The organism is Actinoplanes sp. NPDC049265 (assembly GCF_043197135.1).
Taxonomy (GTDB): domain Bacteria; phylum Actinomycetota; class Actinomycetes; order Mycobacteriales; family Micromonosporaceae; genus Actinoplanes.
The window spans coordinates 209,476-229,832 of the sequence record NZ_JBICSP010000008.1; the positions used below are offsets into that span (position 1 = coordinate 209,476).

Genomic DNA, 20,357 nt, shown 5'->3' on the forward strand with positions numbered 1-20,357 from the left:
GCGTCCCGGTCGAGCGGCCCGCTCACGTGTTCACCTTTACCAGGTGGTCGACGTAGATGCCCGGCGTCACGACCGCCTCGGGGTCCAGGGCGCCCACGTCGACGATCTGCCTGACCTGGGCGATCGTGGTCCGGGCGGCGGAGGCCATGACCGGGCCGAAGTTGCGGGCGGTCTTGCGGTAGACCAGGTTGCCGGCCCGGTCGCCGGTGTGTGCGCCGATCAGCGCGACGTCGCCGTGGATCGGGAACTCCAGCAGGTAGTCGCGGCCGTCGATCGTGCGGGTCTCCTTGCCCTCGGCCAGCGGGGTGCCGACGCCGGTGGGTGAGTAGAACGCGCCGATGCCGGCGCCGGCCGCGCGCATGCGTTCGGCCAGGTTGCCCTGGGGGACCACCTCCAGCTCGATCCGGCCGGCCCGGTAGAGCTCGTCGAAGACGTAGGAGTCGGACTGCCGGGGGAAAGAGCAGACGACCTTGCGTACGCGGCCGGCCTTCAGCAGCGCGGCCAGGCCGGTGTCGCCGTTGCCGGCGTTGTTGCTGACGATCGTCAGCTCCTTGGCGCCGTGCTCGATGAGGGCGTCGATCAGGGCGACCGGCATGCCGGCCATGCCGAAGCCGCCGACCAGCACCGTGTCGCCGTCACCGACCGAGGCGACCGCGTCGGCGGCGGTCGAGATCCGCGTGCGGCTCAAGATCGTTTTCCGTCCTCGGGCGCGCCACCCCCGCCCCCACCCCTGTGGGTGGGCGGGAATGTAGCGCGCGGAGCGGGCGACTCGCCGGCGCCATCCACAGGTGGGGTGGATTGTGGATTCTCGGCGAGCACCCGCTGCGCGATGCGGAACGCCGTGTTGGCCGCCGGCACGCCGCAGTAGATCGCGGTCTGCAACAGCACCTCCTCGATCTCGGCGTCGGTCAGGCCGTTGGTCCGGGCCGCCCGCACGTGCATGGCCAGTTCCTCCTGGTGCCCGAGGGCCACCAGCGCGGTCAGCGTGATCATCGAGCGGCTGCGCCGGTCCAGGCCGGGCCGCGTCCAGATCTCGCCCCAGGCGTACCGGGTGATCAGGTCCTGGAAACCGGCCGTGAACGGCGTCCGGGCGGCCAGCGCGCGGTCCACGTGCGCGTCGCCGAGCACGCTGCGCCGCACGGCCAGGCCGGGTTCGGCCAGGAACGACAGCAGCAGCGCGGCCACCTCGCCGGGGCGTTCGGCCGGGGCCTGGTGGGCGGTGTCGTCGAGGACGGCGAGGCGGCCGTACCGTACCCCGGCGGCGATCTCGGCCAGCGACGACGGCGGGGTCGGCTGGTCGGCGGCGCCGGCGATGGCCAGGACCGGGGTGGTGATCTCGGCCAGGCGGGAGCGTACGTCGTGGGTGGTCAGGGCCAGGCAGGCCTGGGCGTACCCGTCGCGGTCGGTGTCCCGGAGCGCGTGCAGCAGGGCCGACCCGGCGCTGGGATCGCGATCGAGGAAGCCGGGCGCGAACCAGCGTTTGGCCGAACCGTCGATCATCACGGCGGTGCCGGAGGCGCGGACCAGGCCGGCCCGCTCGGTCCAGTCCGACGGGATCCCGATGCGGGCGCCGGTGCAGATCAGCGCGGCCGCGGTGACCTGGGCCGGCGCCTGGAGCAGGAGTTCCAGCCCGACCGCGCCGCCGATCGAGACGCCGGCGTACCGGAACGGGGTGTCGCCGGCCAGTTCGAGGACGGCGCGGGCGAGTTCGGCGACGGTGAACGGCCCCGCCGGTGAGGGGCTGCGGCCGTGGCCGGGCAGGTCCCAGCCGACCACGTGGAAACGGCCGCCGAGCCGGGCCACGCAGCGCCCCCACAGCGTCTCCACCGACGTACCGATCGACGGCCCGACCAGCAGCAGAGGCCGGCCGGGAGCGTCCGCGAGCAGGGTCGAGGCCAGGGCCGGCATCATCGTGACGCCGCCAGGAACACGTCGGCCCGCCGGGTCGCGGCGTCGATGATCGCGTCGGTGGCGCCGCGGTAGGACCCGTCGGCCGAACCGGTGATCTTTTCCTGTTCGGCGTCGATGCCGGGGCGCGCGGCGGCGAGGTTGGCGGCCATCCGATCGGTGTCGACCCGCAGGCCGGCCAGCAGCGCGGCGGTCTGCGAACCGGCGATCACGGTACGCCGGGCCAGCGTACGCACGGTGTCCCATTCGACGTGCCAGGCGCCGTCGGCCCGTTCGTCCCGCTGTTCGGCCGCCGCGGTGTGCAGGGTGGCGGACAGGCCGGGCGCGGCCAGCGCGGCCCGCCGGACCAGCACGGACAGCGTCGGGTTGTGCTTCTGCGGCATCGCCGAGGAAGCACCGCCGGTGCCCTCGCGCAGTTCGCCGATCTCGGGGCGGGCGCCGGTGAGCACGTCGTTGGCGATGTGCGCCCAGGCGTCGGTGCAGCCGGTCAGCGCGTCGCCGAGCCGGGTGATCGCGCCGCGCCGGGTCTGCCACGGCTGGGCCGGCGGCAGGCCGAGGTGGTCGGCGGCGTGCGACACCAGGTCGGCCCCCTCGGCCAGCGCGGTGACGGCGGCGAGGCTGCCGGCCGCGCCGCCGATCGCGATCGGGAGGCGGGCTCCCGCGGTGAGCAGGGGTGCCGCGTCCAGCACGCCACCGAGCCAGGACGCGACGGTCAGACCAAAGCTGATGGGTACGGCCGGCTGGGTCAGCGTCCGGGCCGCCCGGGGGGTGCCCCGGTGCTCGGCGGTCAGCCGGACCAGCGCCGACACCTGCGCCGCGAGGTCGTGGCGGATCCGGTCGCACGCCTCGCGCAACTCCAGCACGAGCGCCGTGTCGAGCGTGTCCTGGCTGGTCAGCCCCTTGTGCAGCCAGTCCGCGGCCGGCCCGTCGAGGCGCGAGTGCAGGAGTTCGAGCAGCGGCAGGACCGGGGTGCCGCTGGACTCCGAGGCGGCCGCGACGGTGGCGGCGTCACCGGGCTCGATGAGTGTGGTCAGGTCGACGGCGACGGTGGCCGGGGCGACGTGCGCCGAAGCGAGTGCCGCCAGCCACGCCGACTCCACCCGGACCATGGCCGTGAGCAGGGCGTCATCGCTGAGCAGGCCGTCGCAGCGGGCGTCGCCGGGCCAGAGCAGGCCGGTCACCGGTGCCCGGGGAAGGTCAGGAACACCGTCTCATTGTCACCCTGAAGGCGTACGTCGAACACCAGTCCCTGTTCGTCCGGCGTGGCGACCAGCGTCCGTCGCCGCTCCGGGTCCAGTCCCGCGAGCAGCGGCTCCGACTCGACCGCGGCGTCGTCGAACGGCGGGTAGATCCGGGTGAACAGGCGGTGGGTCAGCCCGCGGGCGAACAGGGTCACCGCGAAGAACGGCAGCCGCCCGGGCGCGGTCGGACCGGGCATCAGCGTCGAGAACGAGTAGTGCCCGGTCGCGTCGGTCCCGGCCCGCCCGAAGCCGGTGAACGTCCAGCCGTCCCGGCGCAGGGAGCCACCGTCGCGGGGCACGCGCCCGTCCGGGCCGGCCTGCCACAGTTCCAGCAGCGCGTCGGGCACCGGCTCGCCGGCGCCGTCGTAGACGTGACCGTGCAACCGGGTCGCCCCGGCCCGGCCCGGCGGCACCAGGTCGCCGCCGCCGGCGTACGGCAGGGCGTAGTGGAAGAACGGTCCGACGGTCTGCCCGGGTGTCGTCACGCGTCCTCCGCGGGTGTGCGGTGCGATCCGGTCAGCACGATGTCCCAGCGGTAGCCGGTCGCGTACTCGGGCTGGGTGAGGTCGTGGTCATAGGTGGCGATCATGCGGGCCCGGGCGGCCGGATCGGTGACCGACTGGAAGATCGGGTCCAGCGGGAACAGCGGGTCGCCGGGGAAGTACATCTGGGTGACCAGCCGCTGGGTGAACTCCCGGCCGAACAGCGAGAAGTGGATGTGCGCGGGCCGCCACGCGTTGGTGTGGTTGCGCCACGGGTACGGGCCCGGCCTGATCGTCTGGAACCGGTAGCGGCCCTCAGCGTCGGTCAGGCAGCGGCCGGCCCCGGTGAAGTTGGGATCGAGCGGGGCCGGGTGCTGGTCGCGCTTGTGCACGTAGCGGCCGCCGGCGTTGGCCTGCCAGATCTCGACCAGCTGGTGGACCACCGGCCGCCCCTCGCCGTCGGTGACCCGCCCGGCCACGACCATCCGCTCGCCCAGCGGCTCACCGGCGTGCTGGATGGTCAGGTCGGCCTCGGCCGCGGCGACGTCCTGGTGGCCGAAGCACGGCGCCCACAACTCGATGGTCTCCGGGTCGGTGTGCACCATGCTCTTGGTGGGATGGCGCAGGAGGCTGCTGCGGTACGGCGGATAGTCCCGCCGCGGCTGCTCCACCTCCCTCCCGGCGTCGCCCGCCTCGATGCGCTGGATCTCCGCGGTGATCTCGGCCTGCGTCTCGCTCACGTCAGCGACGCTAGGCAGGATCACCGGACATGAGCGAGACTTGCCTTCCGTTCAGCGAAAGGGGAGGCCGGTGGCCGGGAACAGCGCGAACCCCCGGGTCAGTGTCACCTCGCGCGTGCTCGACCTGCTGGGCGCGTACGACGACGAGCACCGCAGCCTGAGCCTGACCGAGCTGGCCCGCCGCGCCCACCTGCCCCTGGCCACCGCCCACCGGCTGGTCGGCGAGCTGGTCCGCGGCGACGCGCTGGTCCGCCGGCCGGACGGCGAATACGTCATCGGCCGCCGGATGTGGGACCTCGGGCTGCTCGCCCCGGTCGAGGCCGGGCTGCGCCAGGCGGCGTCGCCGTTCCTGCACGACCTGTACGGCGCCACGCTGGCCACGGTCCACCTGGCCGTGCGCGACGGCGGCCAGGTGCTCTACATCGACCGGGTCTCCGGGCACGCGTCGGTGCCGGTGGTCAGCCAGGTCGGTTCGCGACTGCCGCTGCACGCGACCGGGGTGGGCAAGGTGCTGCTGGCCTACGCCCCCGAGGACGTACGCACCGAGGTGCTGGCCCACCTGCATCGGGTGACGCCGTACACGGTGACCCAGCCCGGCCGGCTGCTCGACCAGATCCGCCGCGTGCACAGCGACGGCTACGCGACCACCAGCGAGGAGATGAGCCTGGGGGCCTGCTCGGTGGCCGTGCCGGTGCGCGGGCGGGACGGTGAGGTGGTCGCCGCGCTCGGGATCGTGGTCGCGGGCTTCCAGCGGGACAAGGCCCGGCTGGTGTCGGCGTTGCAGGTGGCGGCACGCGGGATCGGCCGGAGCATTTCCGCTCAGCGGTAGGCGCTGCTTGCCGGGCCGCGCCGGGCGACCGTTGGCTGGCGGGTATGCGTACCCAGGTCGCCATCATCGGCGCGGGACCGGCCGGCCTCCTGTTGGCCCACCTCCTGCGCCGGGCCGGCGTCGAATCCGTCGTGCTGGAGACCCGCTCGCAGGAGTACGTCGCCGCCCGGATCCGGGCCGGTATCCTCGAACAGTCCTCGGTGGACCTGCTCACCGCGGCCGGTCTGGGCGACCGCCTGCACGCCGAGGGTCACCCGCACCGCGGCATCCACCTGCAGTGGCCGGGGGAGCGCCACCACCTCGACTTCGTCGATCTGACCGGCCGCTCGGTCTGGGTCTATGGCCAGACCGAGGTGCAGAAGGACCTGGTCGATGCCAACACCGCGACAGTGGTGTACGAGGTGAGCGACGTCGCCCTGCACGATCTGACCGGATCCCCCCATGTCACCTACACCTCTGCCGACGGCACGCCGGGTCGCGTCGACGCCGCCGCGATCGCCGGCTGTGACGGCTCGTTCGGTCCCAGCCGGGCGTCCGTCCCCGGGCAGACGTGGGAGCGCACGTACCCGTACTCCTGGCTGGGGATCCTGGCCGACGTCGCACCCTCCACCGACGAGCTCATCTACGCGTGGCACCCCGACGGTTTCGCGCTGCACTCGATGCGTTCGCCCACGGTCAGCCGCCTCTATCTGCAGGTCCCCAACGGCACCGACGCCGGCTCGTGGTCCGACCAGCGCGTCTGGGACGAACTGGCGACCCGGCTCGGCCACGGCCAGGACGGCTGGAAGCTCACGCCCGGCCCGATCACCGAGAAGAGCGTCCTGCCGATGCGGAGTTTCGTGCAGACGCCGATGCGCCACGGCCGCCTCTTCCTGGCCGGTGACGCCGCGCACATCGTCCCGCCCACCGGCGCCAAGGGCCTCAACCTGGCCATCGCCGACGTGGCTCTGCTCGCGCCCGCGCTGACCGCCCTGCTCAGGCACAACGACCCGACCCTGGCCGACCGCTACAGCGACACCGCGTCCCGCCGGGTCTGGCGCTGCACCCACTTCTCCTGGTGGATGACCACCATGCTGCACATCGGTGAGGACCCGTTCGACGCCCAGCTCCAGCTCTCCCAGCTGCGCTGGGTCACCAGCAGCGAGGCCGGGGCGGCCGGGCTGGCCGAGAACTATGCCGGGCTGCCGATCGGGTTCTGAAGCACCGTCCGCAGGTGTTCGGCCACCAGATCGCGCATCCAGGCGTGGCCGGGGTCGGTGGTGTGCCGCCGATGCCAGCTGAGCCCGGCCGGCGACGTGGGCATCGGCCAGGGCAGCGGGCGGGTCCGCAGCCGCGGGTCGAGGGGGTCACGCAGCCGGCTGGGCATCACCGACACCGTCTCGGACGCGGCCACCACCTCCAGCGCCGCCGCCACCGTCGGCACGGTCGCCACCACCCGCCGGGTCAGCCCGTCGGCCCGCAGCATCCGGTCGACCGGGCCGTGCGGGCGGCCGCGCCGGGACACCACCACGTGCGGCGCGGCGGCGACCTGGGCCGGGCTCGGCCGGTCGACGTCGATGGCGTTGCCGCGGCGCAGGATCAGCACCATCTCGTCGTCGCCGACGGCCCGGCCGGCGATCGAGCCGTTCCCCTCGGGCAGGCTGCCGACCTCGATGTCGATCGCACCCGTGCTGAGGCCGCGGTCGTCGGCCGGTGCCTCGCCGAGCAGCCGCAGCGTGACTCCCGGCGCCTGTTCGGCGACCGCGGCGACCAGGGCCGCGGCGAGGGCGGCGAGCAGCGAGTCGTGGCTGCGGATGGTGAACGTCCGCTCCAGCGTGGCCAGGTCGAGCCGCTGGGCCGGGCCCAGCACCGTCCGGGCGCGGGCGACCAGGTCGCGTACCTCCTCGCGCAACTCCAGGGCGCGGGCGGTCGGCACCATCTCGCGGCCGTTGCGGACCAGGATCGCGTCGCCGGTGGTCGCGCGGAGCCGGCCCAGGATGCGGCTCACGGCCGGCTGGGTCAGGTGCAGCTGGGCCGCGGCGTCCTGCACGCTGCGGTGCTCGAGCAGGGCGTCCAGACCGATCAGCAAGTTGAGATCCATATGCGCCACAGTAATGGTGATGCTGCTGAACATGCATTGGACTCATGTCAGCGGGGTGCCTAGCGTCGATGTCATGAGCTTGATCGACGACGTGACCAGGATTGCCACCGACGCCGCGGACCGGCTTCTCGCCGTGTGGTCCCCGGACGCCCGCCCGGCCGACCGGCAGCAGATGATCGAGGCTGCCGAGCGCAACGAGAACCTGTCCCGGCCCCAGGCGGCGCTGGCCGCCCTGCGCCCCGACGCCGCCTTCATCGACGAGGAGGAACCGCCCGGCCAGGGCGCCTACTGGGTGGTGGACAACGCCGAGGGCAGCGTCAACCACGTACACGGCCTGACCGAGTGGGGCGTGAGCATCGCCCTGGTCGAGGACGGCGAGACCGTGCTCGCGGTGTTCCGGCAGCCGATCGGCGACCTCACCTACACCGCCCGGCGCGGCCACGGCGCCTGGCTCAACGGCCGCGAGCTGACCGTGTCGGCCAAGCAGGGCCTGGACATCGGCGTGGTCGGCACCGGGCAGGCCGAGGCCGGGCAGGCCGGCACGTACGAGCGGATCGGCCGCTCGATCACCACCATGCTGGACCAGGCGCTGCTGGTTCGCGCCACCGTCCCGTCGACCTTCCCCATGCTGCTGGTCGCGGCCGGCCACATGGACGCCTTCTGGCAGTACGGCACGGTCCTGCCCGGCGTCGCCGCCGGCGCCCTGATGGTGGCCGAGGCCGGCGGCGTGGTCACCACCGTCGACGGCCGCCCGTGGACCGCCCGCGAGGACACCATCCTGCTCGCCGCCCCCGGCGTGCACGGCCCGGTCCGCGACGCCCTGGCGACGGTGGCCTGATGGCGATCGTCATCCTCGGCGCAACCGGCGGGACCGGGCGTCATCTCGTACGCCAGGCGCTCGACCGCGGCCTCGACGTGCGCGCCGCCTCCCGCCGGCCCGCGCCCGACATGGTCCGCGCCGACGTGCACGACCCGGCGTCGATCGCCGCGCTCATCGGCCCGGACGACGTGGTGGTGTCGGCTCTCGGCGTGAGCGCACGGGCCGAGGCGGGCACCCTGACCGCCGGCGCCCGGGCCGTGCTCGCCGCCCGCCCCCGCCACATCATCTGGCTGGGCGCCATGGGCGTCGGACGGTCCGCGCCGAAGATCAGCGCCTTCACCCGGCGCCTGCTGCGCACCGCCTTCGGCCCCGAACAACCCGACAAGGAGGCCGCCGACACCGCGATCCTCGACGCCGGCGGCACCGTCGTCCACTCCGGCATGCTCGGCGACGGCCCCGACAATCCCGAGATCACCCTGGCCCGCCTGGCCGACCTGCCACACCGGTTCTGGCCGATGGGCGCCCCGCGGGCCACCGTCGCTCGCCTCATGCTCGACGAGGTCGCATCACCCCGCGCCGGCCTGCTCGGCATCACCCGGCGTACGCGCTGAGGAGATCCTCGCTGCCGACGGTCCCGGATCTCCGCGTCGGTTCGGTTTGACGCCTCGCGGGCGCAGCCCGGTTCGATCATCGTTGACCGTGGACGCGCCGGCCGGCCTAGTCGTCAGTGGTCGATCCGAGGAGGGCGCGCTTGTCGGGCTTGCCGGCGGCGGTCACGGGGACCTCGTCGATGGCCGTGACCGTGGCCGGGGCGGCCGCCTCGCCCAGCCGGGACGCCACCCAGGCGCGGAGCTCGGCGGGCGACGGCGGAGGAGAGCCGGCGGGCACGATGAAAGCATGCACCGCCTCGCCGGTGTCGTCGTCGGGGGCGCCGGTCACGTAGGCCTCGGCGATGGCCGGGTGCGAGCACAGGGCCGCCTCGACGGCGGCGGCGTGGACCAGGGTGGCGTGCACGATGATGATGTCCCGGGTGCGGCCGGTGAGGTGCAGGTAGCCGTCGGCGTCCAGGGTCGCCAGGTCGCGGGTGCGGACCCAGCCGTCCTGGAAGACCGCGGCCGTCTCGGACGGGTCGTCCTGGTATCCGATCGCCTGGGTGGGCGTGCGGACGTGGAGTTCGCCGTCGCGCAGGCGGGTCGACACCGCGGGCGGCGGGCGTCCGACGGTGTCCAGGTGGCCGGTCTCGGCGGGGGTCAGCATGCTGATCATGCCGGTCTCGGTCTGGCCGTAGCCGTGGAAGACGATCGGGCCGAGGAGGTCGAGGGCGGCGGCCAGGCGGGCCGGCGGCAGCGGGGAGCCAGAGACCAGCAGGGCGCGCAGCGGGCCGACGTCGGGCGGGGCCGCGCGGACCAGCTGGTTGAGCTTGCCGACGGTGATGACCTGGGCGGTGGCCCGGTGGCGGGCGGCGGCCGCGGGCAGGCCGGGCGGGTCGGCGGTGACCAGGGTGCCGCCGGCGGCGAGGGTCAGGGTGGCGTACTCCCACATGACCTGGCTGTTGAGGGAGCCGAAGACCAGGAAACGGTCGAGCCGGCCGGCCAGTTCCCGGATCGCCGGCGGCCAGCGCGACGGCACGGCGGCCCAGCCGGCGTTCAGGGCGGCGTACGTCTGCCGGCAGCCCTTCGGACGGCCGGTGCTGCCGCTGGTCAGGATCACTCGCGCGACGTCGCCGGGCCGGGCCGTGACGGTCAGGCCCCGGTCGGGATGCGACAGCAGCGAGGCCAGCCGCTCCTCGTCGAGGTCGAGGTCGGCGGGGAGGCTGAGTCCGGCGCGTACGCCGATCACCCGTACGCCGAGCGTGAAGCAGGCCAGCAGCGCGGCGAACGCGGCCGGGTGCACCCCGAGCCGCACCGCGACGCCACAACCGGGGCCGATGCCGGTGGCGCGCAGCCCGGCCACTATGCGACCGGTCAGGCTGAGCATCTCGCCCGCGGTGACCGTGCGGCCGCGGTGCTCGAAGACCGGGCGGCCGGCCGGCGTCAACAGGTTCAGCAGGTCAGACATGGTCGGCGAGGACGGACTTGACGAACTGGGCGAGCGGCTGATGGTGCACGGCGGGCAGGTCCCAGTGGTTCTCCAGGTTCTCGGCCAGGTGGTGCGCGGCCAGGACCCGGCCGGCCCGGTACAGGCGGACCACCGGGTGCAGGTAGCTGGCGTCGTGCGCGGCGGCCGCGTCGTTCTCGGCGATCCGCGGCACCGTGATGTCGAACGGGTCGACCTGGTCGTGGCCGGGACCGTATTCGAGGGTGACGGCGAGCACCGGGCCGTCGCCGAGGCCGCCGTCCTTCAGGTAGGCGACCGGCACCTCCTCCAGATAGGACGGTGCGGTCAGCGGCACGACGTCGGCGAGCACCGCGAACTGCTGCCACAGGGCCGAGGTCACGTTGATCCGGGCGATGATCGCGTCGGTGATCGCCTCGGGGGTGCCGTCCACGTCCCGGGACGGCCACGGCACGCCGTGATGCCGCTGGTTCAGGATCTTCGAGAGCGCGCGTACGCCGTACCGGAAGCCGTGAATGAATCCGCTCGTCGATTTCTTGAAGTCGCGTTGCTGCGTGACCGTCCCGGCGAAATAGAGGCCGGGCACGTTCGTGGACTCGTACGCCGAAGTCTGTGCGGGGAACCGGTCCTCGATGGCGAGGGCCGGGCGAGCCGACTCGTCGAAGATGGACGCGTCGAACCGAAAACCGGTGCACACGATGATCCGGTCGTACTCGATCTCGCGGGTGGCCTCGACGGTCCGCGCATAGCGGAAGCGGATCCGGAACCCGCCCTCCGGCCGGCGGCTGATCTGTTCGATCGTGCCGTCCAGAACCGCGTTCTGCGACTTGAGCTGATAGGTGTCGAGGAAGTTGTTGTTGACCGCCCGTAGGTGCCCGACGTAGTGCGTCTGCCACGCCAGCCGCACCGAGTGCGGTCCGGCCACGTGGATGACCGCGGCCCGCTCGACCAGAGCGTCGGCGGTCTCGAAGCCGGAGTTGCCCTTGCCGATGATCAGCACCCGCTGGTCGGTGAACGACGCCGGGTCGGTGTCGAACGTGTCGTAGCGTTCGCACAGTTCGATGCCGGGGATACCGGCCGGCAGGTAGAGCCGGGAGACCCCGGTGGCGACGACGACGCGCCGCGCCCGGAAGGTGCGGTCGGCCGTGGTCACCACGAATTCCCGGTCGTGGGAGACACGCGCGACGCGCTGGTTGTAGATGACCGGCAGGTCACGCGAATAGTCGGTGAGGTAGCGCACGAGATCGTCGGCGGCCGGGAAGTAGCGTGTGCTGTATCGGCCGAAGAGCTCGGCCGGATCGCCGCCCAGCAGCGAGTTCCAGTCGGCCCGCAGGTTGAACTCGGGGTCGGCCGACCCGGTGTGCACCTTGTTGATCGAGATCAGCGTGCGGTGCCTCGGATACGTCCGGAAGAAGGTGCCGGCCGTCGGACCGGCCTCGAGGACCACGTGGTCCCGGCCGTCCCGGCGGAACTGTGCGGAGAGCTGGAGCCCGGCCGGTCCGGCGCCGACGATCACGTACTCGTGGGTCATGCGCACGGACCGTAGGCGTCGCAAATCAGAGCGTTCTGAGAAACCGTGTCTAGCGTGCGGCCATGACGACACGGATCGATCTCGGCGCCCCGCTCACCACCGCCCACCTGGCCGCGGTCGCCGCCCCGGCCACGGTGAACGCCGGCGCCGGGGTACGCGACCGGGTGGCCGCCTCGCGCGCGTTCCTGAGCAAGGCGCTGGGCGACGACCGCGCGGTGTACGGCGCGACCACCGGCTTCGGGGCGCTGGTCGGCTACGCCGGCCGGGCCGACCTGGCCGATCAGGCCGACAACACGCTCGCGCATCTGGGCGCCGGTCAGGGCCCGGACCTGCCGCCCGGGGTGGCCCGCGCGGCCATGCTGGTCCGGGTCTGGTCGCTGGCTCAGGGCGCGTCGGGGGTTTCGCCGCACGTGGTCGACGCGCTGATCGCGATGCTGGGCACGAACTTCGCCCCGGTGATGCCGCGCTACGGCTCGGTGGGGGCGAGCGGGGACCTGATTCCGCTCGGCGCGGCCGCCCAGGCGTTGCGGGGCCGGGGGTACGCGTACCTCGGCGACCAGCGCATGCCCGCGGCCGAGGCCCTGGCCCAGGCCGGTCTGACACCGCTGCCGCTGGACGGTCGCGACGCGCTCGCCCTGGTCAACGGCACGTCCGTGACGACCGCCGCGCTCGGGCTCGCGTTGCTGGAGACCCGCGCCGTCCACCGGGCGCTGCGGAGACTCACCTGCCTGCTGTCCGATCTGCTGGGCTGCGACCCGCAGTTCCTCGACCCCCGCCTGATCGACCGCTACAACCATCCGGGCGCCCGCGAGTCCGCCGCGTCGATGCGCCGTCTGCTGACCGGGACTACGCCCACCGGTAACCGCCCGCTCCAGGAGCCCTACAGCATCCGCTGCACCCCGCAGCTGCTCGGAGCGGCCGAGGACGCCCTCACGCACATCGACAACGTCGTGGCGGCCGACCTCGGCGCGGTCAGCGACAACCCGCTGTTCTTCCCGGACGACGACGTGGTCCGGCACGGCGGCAACTTCTTCGGCCAGCCCGCCGCCTTCGCCGCCGATCTGCTCACCATGGTCATCGCCCAGCTCGGCAACCTGGCCGAACGCCAGCTCGACCTGCTCGTCGACCCGCACCGCAACACCGGCCTGCCGCCGATGCTGGCCGCCGGCCCGGGACAGCAGCACGGGCTGCAGGGGGTGCAGCTGGCGTCGACCGCGCTGGTCACCGAGATCCGCCGGGACGTGATCCCGGCCAGTGTGCAGAGCGTGCCGACCAACCTGCACAACCAGGACGTGATTCCGCTCGGGACCCAGGCCGCCCTGCGCGCGCTGGACCAGGCCGGATTGCTGCGGCTGATCGCCGGGTCGCTGGCGCTGGGGCTGCGGCAGGCCGTACATGCCGGGGCCCGGATCCCGACCGCCCCCGCCTGCGCCGGGCTGTACGACCGCCTGGCCGCGGCGATCCCGCCGATCGACCCGGACCGCCCGCTGGAGGCCGACGTGCGCATCGCGGCTGAAATTTCTCTGAGTTATGTTCCCTAGCGTCCCGACCGTGACGATCGACTATCTGATCATCGGGGCCGGGCCCGCCGGTCTCCAGCTCGCGGCGCTGCGGGAAGCGGCCGGGCACAGCGACTATCTGGTCCTGGAGGGCGCCGACCGGCCGGGGGCGTTCTTCACCCGGTTCCCGCGGCACCGGCAGCTCATCTCGATCAACAAGCCACACACCGGCACCGCCGATGAGGAACTCAATCTGCGGCTGGACTGGAACTCGCTGCTCTCCGACGACCCCGATCTGCTGCTTACCCGCTACACCGAGCGCTATTTCCCGGACGCCGACGTGATGGTCCGGTATCTCGCCGACTTCGCCGGCCGCACGGGCGTCAAGGTCCGCTACAACAACCGGGTCACGTCGATCGCCCGGCGGGACGGTGTCTTCGTCGTCAACGGCGACATCGAGGCGAAACGGGTCGTCGTGGCCACCGGTGTCTCGATTCCCTACCGGCCGGACATCCCCGGCTACGAGCTGGCCGAGAACTACACCGAGATGTCGGTCGACCCGCGCGATTACGTCGATCAGCGGGTGCTCATCATCGGCAAGGGCAACTCGGCCTTCGAGACCGCCGACGCGCTGATGGAGACGACCACCCAGATTCACGTGGCCGGGCCGCACTCGGTGCGTTTCGCCTGGCGTACGCATTACGTCGGTCATCTGCGGGCCGTCAACAACAATTTCCTCGACACCTATCAGCTCAAGTCGGCCAACGCCGTGCTCGACGGCCACGTCCGCAACATCGAACGCGACGGCGACGGATTCCTGGTGACGTTCGGGTTCACCCGGTCCGGCGAGGTGCTCAAGGAACTGCGCTACGACCGCGTACTGGCCTGCACCGGATTCGCGTTCGACGCGAGCATCTTCGACGAGTCGTGCCGCCCGCGACTGGCCGTCAACGGTCGGTTCCCCGCGCAGACCCCGGAATGGGAGTCGGTCAACGTACCCGGCCTCTATTTCGCCGGGACGATCACCCAGCAACGCGATTTCAAGAAATCGACGAGCGGTTTCATCCACGGCTTCCGCTATGCGGTGCGGGCGCTTCACAAGATCTTGGAGCGGAAGTACGCCGGACGGCCCTGGCCGTCCGCCACCCATGACCCAGTGCCGGAGGCGATCGCCGGGTCCGTCATCGAGCGGGTGAACCGCAGCTCCGGGCTGTGGCAGCAGTTCGGGTTCCTGGCCGACGTGGTCACCGTGTCGCGGAGCGAGGCCCGGCACCACGAGGAGGTTCCGGTCGCCTACTTCGCCGAGACCGGCCTGGGGAGCGCCGGCCACGACTACGACCACGCGTTCGCCGTGACCCTGGAATACGGCCCCGGCCACGACCAGGTCGACCCGTTCGACGTCACGATCAACCGGATCGAGCAGGACGACCCGAGCCGCGCCCACGACGCCGCCTACCTGCACCCGGTCGTCCGCTACCACCGCGAGGGGGCGCTGGTCGCCACGCATCACCTGGCCGAGAACCTCGAGAACGAGTGGAACCGCCCCGAGGTGCACGTCAAACCGCTGGTCGAGTTCGTGCGGCGGTGCCTCAGCGGCGCCGAGGGCTGAGCCGTGCGGACGCTGACCGACCTGGCCGAACGGGCCCGCCGCACCCTCGACCCGGTGCACTGGGACTACTTCGCCGGCGGGGCGGGGGAGGAGCGCACCCTGCTCGCCAACACGGCCTCCTTCGAACGCCGCCGGATCGTGCCGCGCGTCCTGCGCTCGACCGGGTCGCGCGATCTGCGTACCGCTCTGCCCGGCGCCCTGTCGGCCACGCCCGTCCTGATCGCACCGACCGCCTTCCACCGGCTCGCGCACCCGGACGGCGAATCCGGCACGGCTCGGGCGGCGGCCGGAACCGGAACGGTGCTGACGGTCAGCATGGCCGCCACCGAACCGGTCGAGCGGATCGCCGAGGCCGGCGGCCCGCTGTGGTTCCAGTTCTATCCGCAGCCCGACCGCGCGTTCACCGCTCACGTGGTGCGCCGGGCCGAGAAGGCCGGCTGCCGCGCCCTGGTGCTCACCGCCGACTCGCCGGTGCTCGGCCGCCGTGAACGCGACCAGCGCAACCGTTTCCACGACCTGCCGGCCGGGCTGGCCTGCGAGAACATGCGCGACGAGACCGGCCGGGTGCAGCCGATCGCTATGGACGGCACGCTCGGCTGGGAGATTGTCACCTGGCTGCGGGGCGTGACCGGCCTGCCGATCCTGGTCAAGGGCGTGCTGCACCCGGCCGACGCGACGGCCGCGGTCGAGGCCGGGGTGGACGGGCTGATCGTTTCCAATCACGGCGGACGCCAGCTCGACGGGGCCGTCGCGACGATCGACGCGCTCCCGGCCGTCGTCCGGGCTGTGGGGCGACGGGTGCCGGTGCTGCTCGACGGCGGCGTGCGCCGGGGCGCCGACGTGCTCGTCGCTCTGGCCCTGGGCGCGGACGCGGTGCTGGTGGGGCGGCCTGTGCTGTGGGGGCTCGCGGCCGGCGGGGCCGCGGGCGTACGCGACGTGCTCGATCTCCTCAGAGCCGATCTCGATCACGTGCTGGCGCTGGCCGGGGCCCGGACACCGGCCGATCTGGACCCGTCGATGGTGGTGTCCGCCGGATGTTGACCGTCGTCCGGCTGCGGGAGTGGATCTTCGCGCGGGTCAACGGCGAGGAGGGCGTTCCGGTGCCGGGCCCGCAGGTCGGCGCCGAGGATTTCGAGCTGGTGTACGCCCACCCGGCCGCCGACGGCCGCAGCCGGGGCGCGGGCCTCAGTGACCTGTTCTGGTACTGGCTGGCGCCCGGGCCGCAGATGCACCAGGAACACCTCGAGCCGGGGGAGCGCTACCGTACCGTCGCCCGGACCACGCGCCGGGTGCTCGCCGTACCCCATCAGCGCTCCTCCGATCTGGCCGCCGCGGCCACCGGGCGGATCCTGGCCGGCCTCCCGCGGGACCGGACGACCCTGGTGCGGCTGCGCGACCTGATGATGCCGGTCTGGGCCGAGGTCTACTACGAGCTGGTCTTCGGCACGCGCTGCCCACCGGACGTGCGGGCGATGATCGTGGCCAACGCGGACGACGTGGTCAGCGCGCTCAAGGGCATCCGGCTGCGGCACATGGACCGGCGCGACCGGCTGACCCGGTACCTGCTGGGCCGCATCGCCGGCGGCACCTGCCCGGTGACCCTGCCGGCGCCGTTCACCGCGCGGGAGACGGCCTGGTACGTGCAGGGGGCGTTCTTCAACACCGCGGTCGTGCAGATGTCCGAGGCGACGGCCCACATCCTGCTGGCCATCGCCTCCCACGACGACGTGCGCGGCGAGCTGATGGCCGCGCTCGACGACGACGACGCGATCGACCGGGTGATCGACGAGACGCTGCGCGTGCATCCCCTGTTCGGCGTGGCGCACCGGATCACCTCGGGTGAGATCGTGCTGCCGTCCGGCCGGGTCCTGCCCGCCGGCTCGGTGCTCCTCTTCAACTACCTGGCCTTCCAGCGCACCGGCGCGGCGGCCGATCCGGACTTCCGGCCGGGCCGGTGGCTCACCCTGCGGCGGACGGACGCGCACTTCATCCCGTTCGGCGTCACGGCCAACCGGGCCTGCCCGGCGCGCGGGTCGGCGCCGGTGATGCTGCGGGCCTGCGTCCGTACCGTCCTGCGGCACTTCACGCCGGTGTCATCGGCCGCGCACACCCGCTCTCTCCCGTCCCGCGGACCGGCCTATCTCACCCCACCCGCGGCCCGGCCGCCGACGTCCGCGCGGCTGGCCCGGCTGCGGATCCGCGACCGTTGGGCCGACGCCGGCCGCAGCGTGGTCCAGCTCGTGCTCGGCACGTACATGGTCATCGACGCCCGCCGGCAGCGGCTGTGCGCGCGCTACTTCGAGGAGGCAATCCGGTGACACCGACCGAACTGGCCCCGCGATTCTTCATCGCGGTGGCCGTCATCCTGCTGTTCTGCCGGCTGGTCACCTGGCTGCTGGGCAAGGCCGGCCAGCCGCCGGTGGTCAGCGAGATGCTGGCCGGCGTGCTGCTCGGGCCGTCGCTGCTGGGCCTGCTGCTGCCGTCGGTGCAGGACGCGCTGTTCCCGGCGCCGCTGCTGCCCGTGCTCTACGTGGTCGGCCAGGTCGGCCTGGTGCTGTTCATGTTCCAGGCCGGGTACGCGTTCAGCGGCCACCGGATCACCGGCCTGGGCGGGACGGCGGGCGCCGTGTCGCTGGCCGGCATCACCGTGCCGCTGGTGCTCGGCGTCGGCCTGGTGCTCGCCACCGACCGCCTGGTGCCGCTGCGTCCGGCCGGGGTGCCGGTCGGCGTGTTGGCCGCGTTCGTCGGGGTGGCCCTGGCCATCACCGCGTTCCCGATGCTGGCCCGCATCATCACCGAGCGGGGACACGCCGGCACCCGGCACGGCTCGATCGCCCTGGCCAGCGGCGCGATCGACGACGCGGTCGCGTGGATCGCGCTGGCCGTGGTGCTGGCGTTCGCCTCTGGCGTGTTCACCGACGCGGTGATCACCGTCGCCGGGGCGATCCTGTTCGGGGCCGTCGCCCTGTTTCTCGGCCGGCGGGTCACCGGTGCGCTCGTCGGCAGCGACCGGCTGGACGAACGCACCCGGCTGCTCGCCACTGTCGCCCTGCTGTTCCTGGTGGCCTGGTACACCGACGAGATCGGGCTCTACGCGGTCTTCGGCGCCTTCGTCGTCGGGGTGCTGATGCCGCACGTGCCCCGGGCCGAAAAGGTCGTGGACACGGTCTCCCCGGTCGCCTCGACCGTGTTCCTGCCGCTCTTCTTCACCTTCTCCGGCCTGCGTACGGAATTCGGCCTGCTCTCCGATCCGAGGGTGCTGCTCTTCGCGATCGCCTGCGTGACGCTCTCGATCGTCGGCAAGTTCGGGGCCTGCTGGCTGGCCGCCCGCCGGCGTGGTGAACCGCAGGCGGTGGCGCTGCGCGTCGGCGCCCTCATGAACGCCCGCGGGTTGATGCAGCTCATCGCCCTCAACGTCGGCCTCGAGGCGGGCATCGTGGACCGGGCGATGTTCACCGTCCTGGTTCTCGTCGCCCTGGTCACCACGATCATGACGACGCCGCTGCTGAGCTGGATCGAACGCCGCGAGAAGTCAGACTCTTTGCCACGTCAAAACTCAGAGGTTCAAGTATGACGGGATATGTGCGATTGTCTATCTGTGCTGGGCGCTGGCAGATCGCATCGACTCCTCCTGGTCGAGGATGACGCCGAGCTGCGGGAAATGCTGACCGAGACGTTCGCCGACGAGGGCTACGAGGTCGACGACGCCGCCGACGGCCAGCGCGGCCTCCACTTGGGACTGACCCGCGACTACGACGTGCTGGTCGTCGACCGGATCCTGCCCGCCCTCGACGGGCTCGCCCTGGTCACCAAACTGCGCGCCCGCGCCTGCCCCGCCCGGGCCCTGATGCTCACCGCCCTCGGCACCGTCGGCGACCGCATCGCCGGGCTCGACGGCGGCGCCGACGACTACCTGGTCAAGCCGTTCGACCTGGACGAGCTGAGTGCCCGGGTCCGCGCCCTGTGCCGGCGCGTACCCGAACCGGCCGACGCGCTGCGCATCGGCTCCGGGCTGCTCGACCTGTCCCTGCGCGACGTGCAACTGGCCGACGGCACCCGGGTCGGACTGTCCGCGCGGGAGTTCGAGCTGCTCCGGGTGCTGGCCGCCCGGCCCGGTGCGGTGCACTCCCGCAACGAGTTGCGGCGGCGCGTCTTCGACGAGGCCGCGGCAGCGTCGATCGTGGACACCTACGTCTACTACCTGCGGCGCAAACTGGGCCGGGGCGTGGTCAAGACGGTGCACGGGCTCGGCTACCGGCTGGGGGTACTGGCATGAGAATCGTCCGGCCGCCCCGCGAACTCGACCCCGACGAACTCGCCGTCGTCGGCCGGGCCCGGCTCCGGGTCGGCGTCGTGGTCGGGCTGATCGTGTGCGCCTGCGTCGTGCTGGTCGGCGGCGTGGCGTACCTCGCCCTGGTCCGTTCGCAGGAAAACCTCATCCAACGCGAGCTGGCCGCGGCCGTGGTCAGCGCCGACCCGTCCGGGCCGCCCGGCTGCGTGTGGCAGTTCGTCCGGCGCGACGGGGCGCTCACCACCGTCGGGACCGCCGCGCCATCCGGATTCCCGCTGCTCGCCGAGATGGACGCGGCGGCTCCCGGCGGAGTGCGGCTCACGGCGGTGCCGCGGGGCGAAACCGTCTATCACGTACGCACCCAGCCCCGCGGCGACGAGGTCGTGCAGGTGGTGTTCGACGCCCGCTACCAGTTGGCCGACCGGCGGCACCTGCTCGTCGCCCTGGCCCTGGCCGCGCTGGCCGGACTGGTGGCGGCCGCGCTGGCCGCGATGGTGGTCGGGCAGCAGGCGGTGCGGCCGCTGGCCGAGGCGCTCACCCGGCAGCGGCGGTTCGTGGCCGACGCCAGCCACGAGCTGCGTACGCCGATCGCCCAGGTGCACACCCGGGCCCAGCTGATCGCCCGCCGGCTCGGCCGCGCCGACCCGTCCCACCAGTCGGCCGAGCTGGAGCGACTGGTCGGCGCGACCCGGCGGCTGGGCGAGATCGTCGACGAACTGCTGCTCTCGGCCCGCCTCGCCGCCGGCCCCGCCTCCCGCCCCACCGTGCCGGTCGACCTGGCCGCGCTGACCGAGACAGAGGTGGCCGCCGACGTCGACCGCGCCGCCGAACAGGGCGTGTTGCTCACGCTGACCCGGCCGGACCGGCCGCTGCTGGTCGCCGGAATCGAGTCGGCGCTCCGGCGGGTGGTCGGCGAGCTGGTCACCAACGCGCTGCGGCACACCGGGCCGGGCGACCGGGTGGCCGTGTTCGTGGCCGCCGCCGGAGACCACGTCGAACTGGTGGTGGCCGACACCGGCGACGGGTTCGACCCGTCCGGCGCCGACCGGCTCTTCGACCGCTTCCACCGCGGCGGCAGCGACGAACGGCGGTTCGGCCTCGGCCTGGCGCTGCTGCGCGAGGTGGTCGCCGGCCACGGCGGCACGATCACGGCCGTCGGCCGGCCCGGCGACGGCGCGACCTTCACGGTGCGGCTCCCGTTGTCCGTACCGGTGAAACCCTCAGCACCGACTCAGCGTTCTCACAACTAGCCGGCGCATAGTTGGAGGTCAG

Annotated in this window: 18 protein-coding genes and 2 pseudogenes; 11 read left to right on the forward strand and 9 right to left on the reverse strand. The window is 72.9% G+C overall.

The genetic code is table 11. The features are described 5' to 3' along the window. Nucleotides 1-22: 22 nt before the first annotated feature. From ACGFIO_RS21125 to pcaH, 6 genes and pseudogenes are all read right to left on the reverse strand, one after another. Nucleotides 23-688 (reverse strand): 3-oxoacid CoA-transferase subunit A, encoded by a 666-nt coding sequence (locus tag ACGFIO_RS21125; RefSeq protein ID WP_392827981.1) that lies wholly within the window; start codon nt 686-688, stop codon nt 23-25. 119 nt (nt 689-807) lie between these two features. Next, nucleotides 808-1,176: pseudogene (gene pcaC, locus ACGFIO_RS21130) on the reverse strand (4-carboxymuconolactone decarboxylase); the annotation flags it as partial. A gap of 12 nt (nt 1,177-1,188) precedes the next feature. Beyond that, nucleotides 1,189-1,911, reverse strand: a pseudogene (locus tag ACGFIO_RS21135) (alpha/beta fold hydrolase); the annotation flags it as partial. After that, entirely contained in the window at nt 1,908-3,089 is a 1,182-nt protein-coding gene (locus ACGFIO_RS21140; RefSeq protein WP_392827982.1) for a lyase family protein, read from the reverse strand. The pseudogene ACGFIO_RS21135 and the gene ACGFIO_RS21140, both read right to left, overlap by 4 nt. After that, nucleotides 3,086-3,634: a protocatechuate 3,4-dioxygenase subunit alpha gene (pcaG, locus tag ACGFIO_RS21145; protein WP_392827983.1), complete on the reverse strand. Its 549-nt coding sequence runs from the start codon at nt 3,632-3,634 to the stop codon at nt 3,086-3,088. Before pcaG ends, ACGFIO_RS21140 begins: the two co-directional genes overlap by 4 nt. Beyond that, on the reverse strand, nt 3,631-4,371 hold the full coding sequence (gene pcaH, locus ACGFIO_RS21150; protein WP_392827984.1) for a protocatechuate 3,4-dioxygenase subunit beta: 741 nt from the start codon (nt 4,369-4,371) through the stop codon (nt 3,631-3,633). The genes pcaG and pcaH overlap by 4 nt, the downstream gene beginning before the upstream one ends. A gap of 70 nt (nt 4,372-4,441) precedes the next feature. Here pcaH and ACGFIO_RS21155 point away from each other — a divergent pair, with 70 nt between their 5' ends. Together ACGFIO_RS21155 and ACGFIO_RS21160 are read left to right on the forward strand one after the other, a co-directional pair. Further along, nucleotides 4,442-5,200, forward strand: coding sequence for an IclR family transcriptional regulator (locus ACGFIO_RS21155; protein WP_392827985.1), 759 nt, complete (start codon nt 4,442-4,444; stop codon nt 5,198-5,200). Nucleotides 5,201-5,244: 44 nt separating this feature from the next. Beyond that, nucleotides 5,245-6,399 (forward strand): 4-hydroxybenzoate 3-monooxygenase, encoded by a 1,155-nt coding sequence (locus ACGFIO_RS21160; RefSeq protein ID WP_392827986.1) that lies wholly within the window; start codon nt 5,245-5,247, stop codon nt 6,397-6,399. Here the strand turns inward: ACGFIO_RS21160 and ACGFIO_RS21165 are convergent. After that, a complete protein-coding gene (locus tag ACGFIO_RS21165) occupies nt 6,372-7,280 on the reverse strand; it encodes a LysR family transcriptional regulator (protein WP_392827987.1) in 909 nt (302 codons plus the stop codon). The two genes, ACGFIO_RS21160 and ACGFIO_RS21165, sit on opposite strands and share 28 nt — an antisense overlap. A gap of 73 nt (nt 7,281-7,353) precedes the next feature. Here ACGFIO_RS21165 and ACGFIO_RS21170 point away from each other — a divergent pair, with 73 nt between their 5' ends. After that, the gene (locus ACGFIO_RS21170; RefSeq protein WP_392827988.1) at nt 7,354-8,118 is read left to right on the forward strand and encodes an inositol monophosphatase family protein; all 765 of its coding nucleotides are present in this window, start codon (nt 7,354-7,356) and stop codon (nt 8,116-8,118) included. Then, nucleotides 8,118-8,711, forward strand: coding sequence for an NAD(P)-dependent oxidoreductase (locus tag ACGFIO_RS21175; protein ID WP_392827989.1), 594 nt, complete (start codon nt 8,118-8,120; stop codon nt 8,709-8,711). The genes ACGFIO_RS21170 and ACGFIO_RS21175 overlap by 1 nt, the downstream gene beginning before the upstream one ends. Nucleotides 8,712-8,817: 106 nt before the next feature. On the opposite strand, the gene ACGFIO_RS21180 is transcribed toward ACGFIO_RS21175, so the two are convergent. Both ACGFIO_RS21180 and ACGFIO_RS21185 read right to left on the reverse strand, forming a co-directional pair. Beyond that, on the reverse strand, nt 8,818-10,158 hold the full coding sequence (locus ACGFIO_RS21180) for a class I adenylate-forming enzyme family protein (RefSeq protein ID WP_392827990.1): 1,341 nt from the start codon (nt 10,156-10,158) through the stop codon (nt 8,818-8,820). Beyond that, entirely contained in the window at nt 10,151-11,686 is a 1,536-nt protein-coding gene (locus tag ACGFIO_RS21185) for an NAD(P)-binding domain-containing protein (RefSeq protein ID WP_392827991.1), read from the reverse strand. Before ACGFIO_RS21185 ends, ACGFIO_RS21180 begins: the two co-directional genes overlap by 8 nt. 62 nt (nt 11,687-11,748) lie before the next feature. Here ACGFIO_RS21185 and hutH point away from each other — a divergent pair, with 62 nt between their 5' ends. From hutH to ACGFIO_RS21220, 7 genes are read left to right on the forward strand one after another with little or no spacing between them, the layout of a single operon-like run. Continuing rightward, complete coding sequence (gene hutH / locus ACGFIO_RS21190) at nt 11,749-13,227, forward strand: histidine ammonia-lyase (protein WP_392827992.1); 1,479 nt, start codon at nt 11,749-11,751, stop codon at nt 13,225-13,227. 10 nt (nt 13,228-13,237) lie between these two features. After that, the gene (locus tag ACGFIO_RS21195; protein ID WP_392827993.1) at nt 13,238-14,794 is read left to right on the forward strand and encodes an NAD(P)-binding domain-containing protein; all 1,557 of its coding nucleotides are present in this window, start codon (nt 13,238-13,240) and stop codon (nt 14,792-14,794) included. Nucleotides 14,795-14,797: 3 nt separating this feature from the next. Beyond that, a complete protein-coding gene (locus tag ACGFIO_RS21200; RefSeq protein ID WP_392827994.1) occupies nt 14,798-15,835 on the forward strand; it encodes an alpha-hydroxy acid oxidase in 1,038 nt (345 codons plus the stop codon). Further along, a complete protein-coding gene (locus ACGFIO_RS21205) occupies nt 15,829-17,112 on the forward strand; it encodes a cytochrome P450 (protein WP_392827995.1) in 1,284 nt (427 codons plus the stop codon). Before ACGFIO_RS21200 ends, ACGFIO_RS21205 begins: the two co-directional genes overlap by 7 nt. Further along, entirely contained in the window at nt 17,109-18,368 is a 1,260-nt protein-coding gene (locus ACGFIO_RS21210) for a cation:proton antiporter (protein WP_392827996.1), read from the forward strand. The genes ACGFIO_RS21205 and ACGFIO_RS21210 overlap by 4 nt, the downstream gene beginning before the upstream one ends. Before the next feature lie 24 nt (nt 18,369-18,392). Then, on the forward strand, nt 18,393-19,070 hold the full coding sequence (locus tag ACGFIO_RS21215; protein ID WP_392827997.1) for a response regulator transcription factor: 678 nt from the start codon (nt 18,393-18,395) through the stop codon (nt 19,068-19,070). Continuing rightward, nucleotides 19,067-20,335 (forward strand): sensor histidine kinase, encoded by a 1,269-nt coding sequence (locus ACGFIO_RS21220; protein WP_392827998.1) that lies wholly within the window; start codon nt 19,067-19,069, stop codon nt 20,333-20,335. The genes ACGFIO_RS21215 and ACGFIO_RS21220 overlap by 4 nt, the downstream gene beginning before the upstream one ends. Nucleotides 20,336-20,357: the final 22 nt, after the last annotated feature.

What these genes read in the sequence shown, in the direction of transcription:
- ACGFIO_RS21160 (WP_392827986.1), top strand. Translation starts at nt 5,245, where the DNA reads ATGCGTACCCAGGTCGCCATCATCGGCGCGGGACCGGCCGGCCTCCTG.
- ACGFIO_RS21165 (WP_392827987.1), bottom strand. Translation starts at nt 7,280, where the DNA reads ATGGATCTCAACTTGCTGATCGGTCTGGACGCCCTGCTCGAGCACCGC.
- ACGFIO_RS21170 (WP_392827988.1), top strand. Translation starts at nt 7,354, where the DNA reads ATGAGCTTGATCGACGACGTGACCAGGATTGCCACCGACGCCGCGGAC.
- ACGFIO_RS21175 (WP_392827989.1), top strand. Translation starts at nt 8,118, where the DNA reads ATGGCGATCGTCATCCTCGGCGCAACCGGCGGGACCGGGCGTCATCTC.
- ACGFIO_RS21180 (WP_392827990.1), bottom strand. Translation starts at nt 10,158, where the DNA reads ATGTCTGACCTGCTGAACCTGTTGACGCCGGCCGGCCGCCCGGTCTTC.
- ACGFIO_RS21185 (WP_392827991.1), bottom strand. Translation starts at nt 11,686, where the DNA reads ATGACCCACGAGTACGTGATCGTCGGCGCCGGACCGGCCGGGCTCCAG.
- hutH (WP_392827992.1), top strand. Translation starts at nt 11,749, where the DNA reads ATGACGACACGGATCGATCTCGGCGCCCCGCTCACCACCGCCCACCTG.
- ACGFIO_RS21205 (WP_392827995.1), top strand. Translation starts at nt 15,829, where the DNA reads ATGTTGACCGTCGTCCGGCTGCGGGAGTGGATCTTCGCGCGGGTCAAC.
- ACGFIO_RS21220 (WP_392827998.1), top strand. Translation starts at nt 19,067, where the DNA reads ATGAGAATCGTCCGGCCGCCCCGCGAACTCGACCCCGACGAACTCGCC.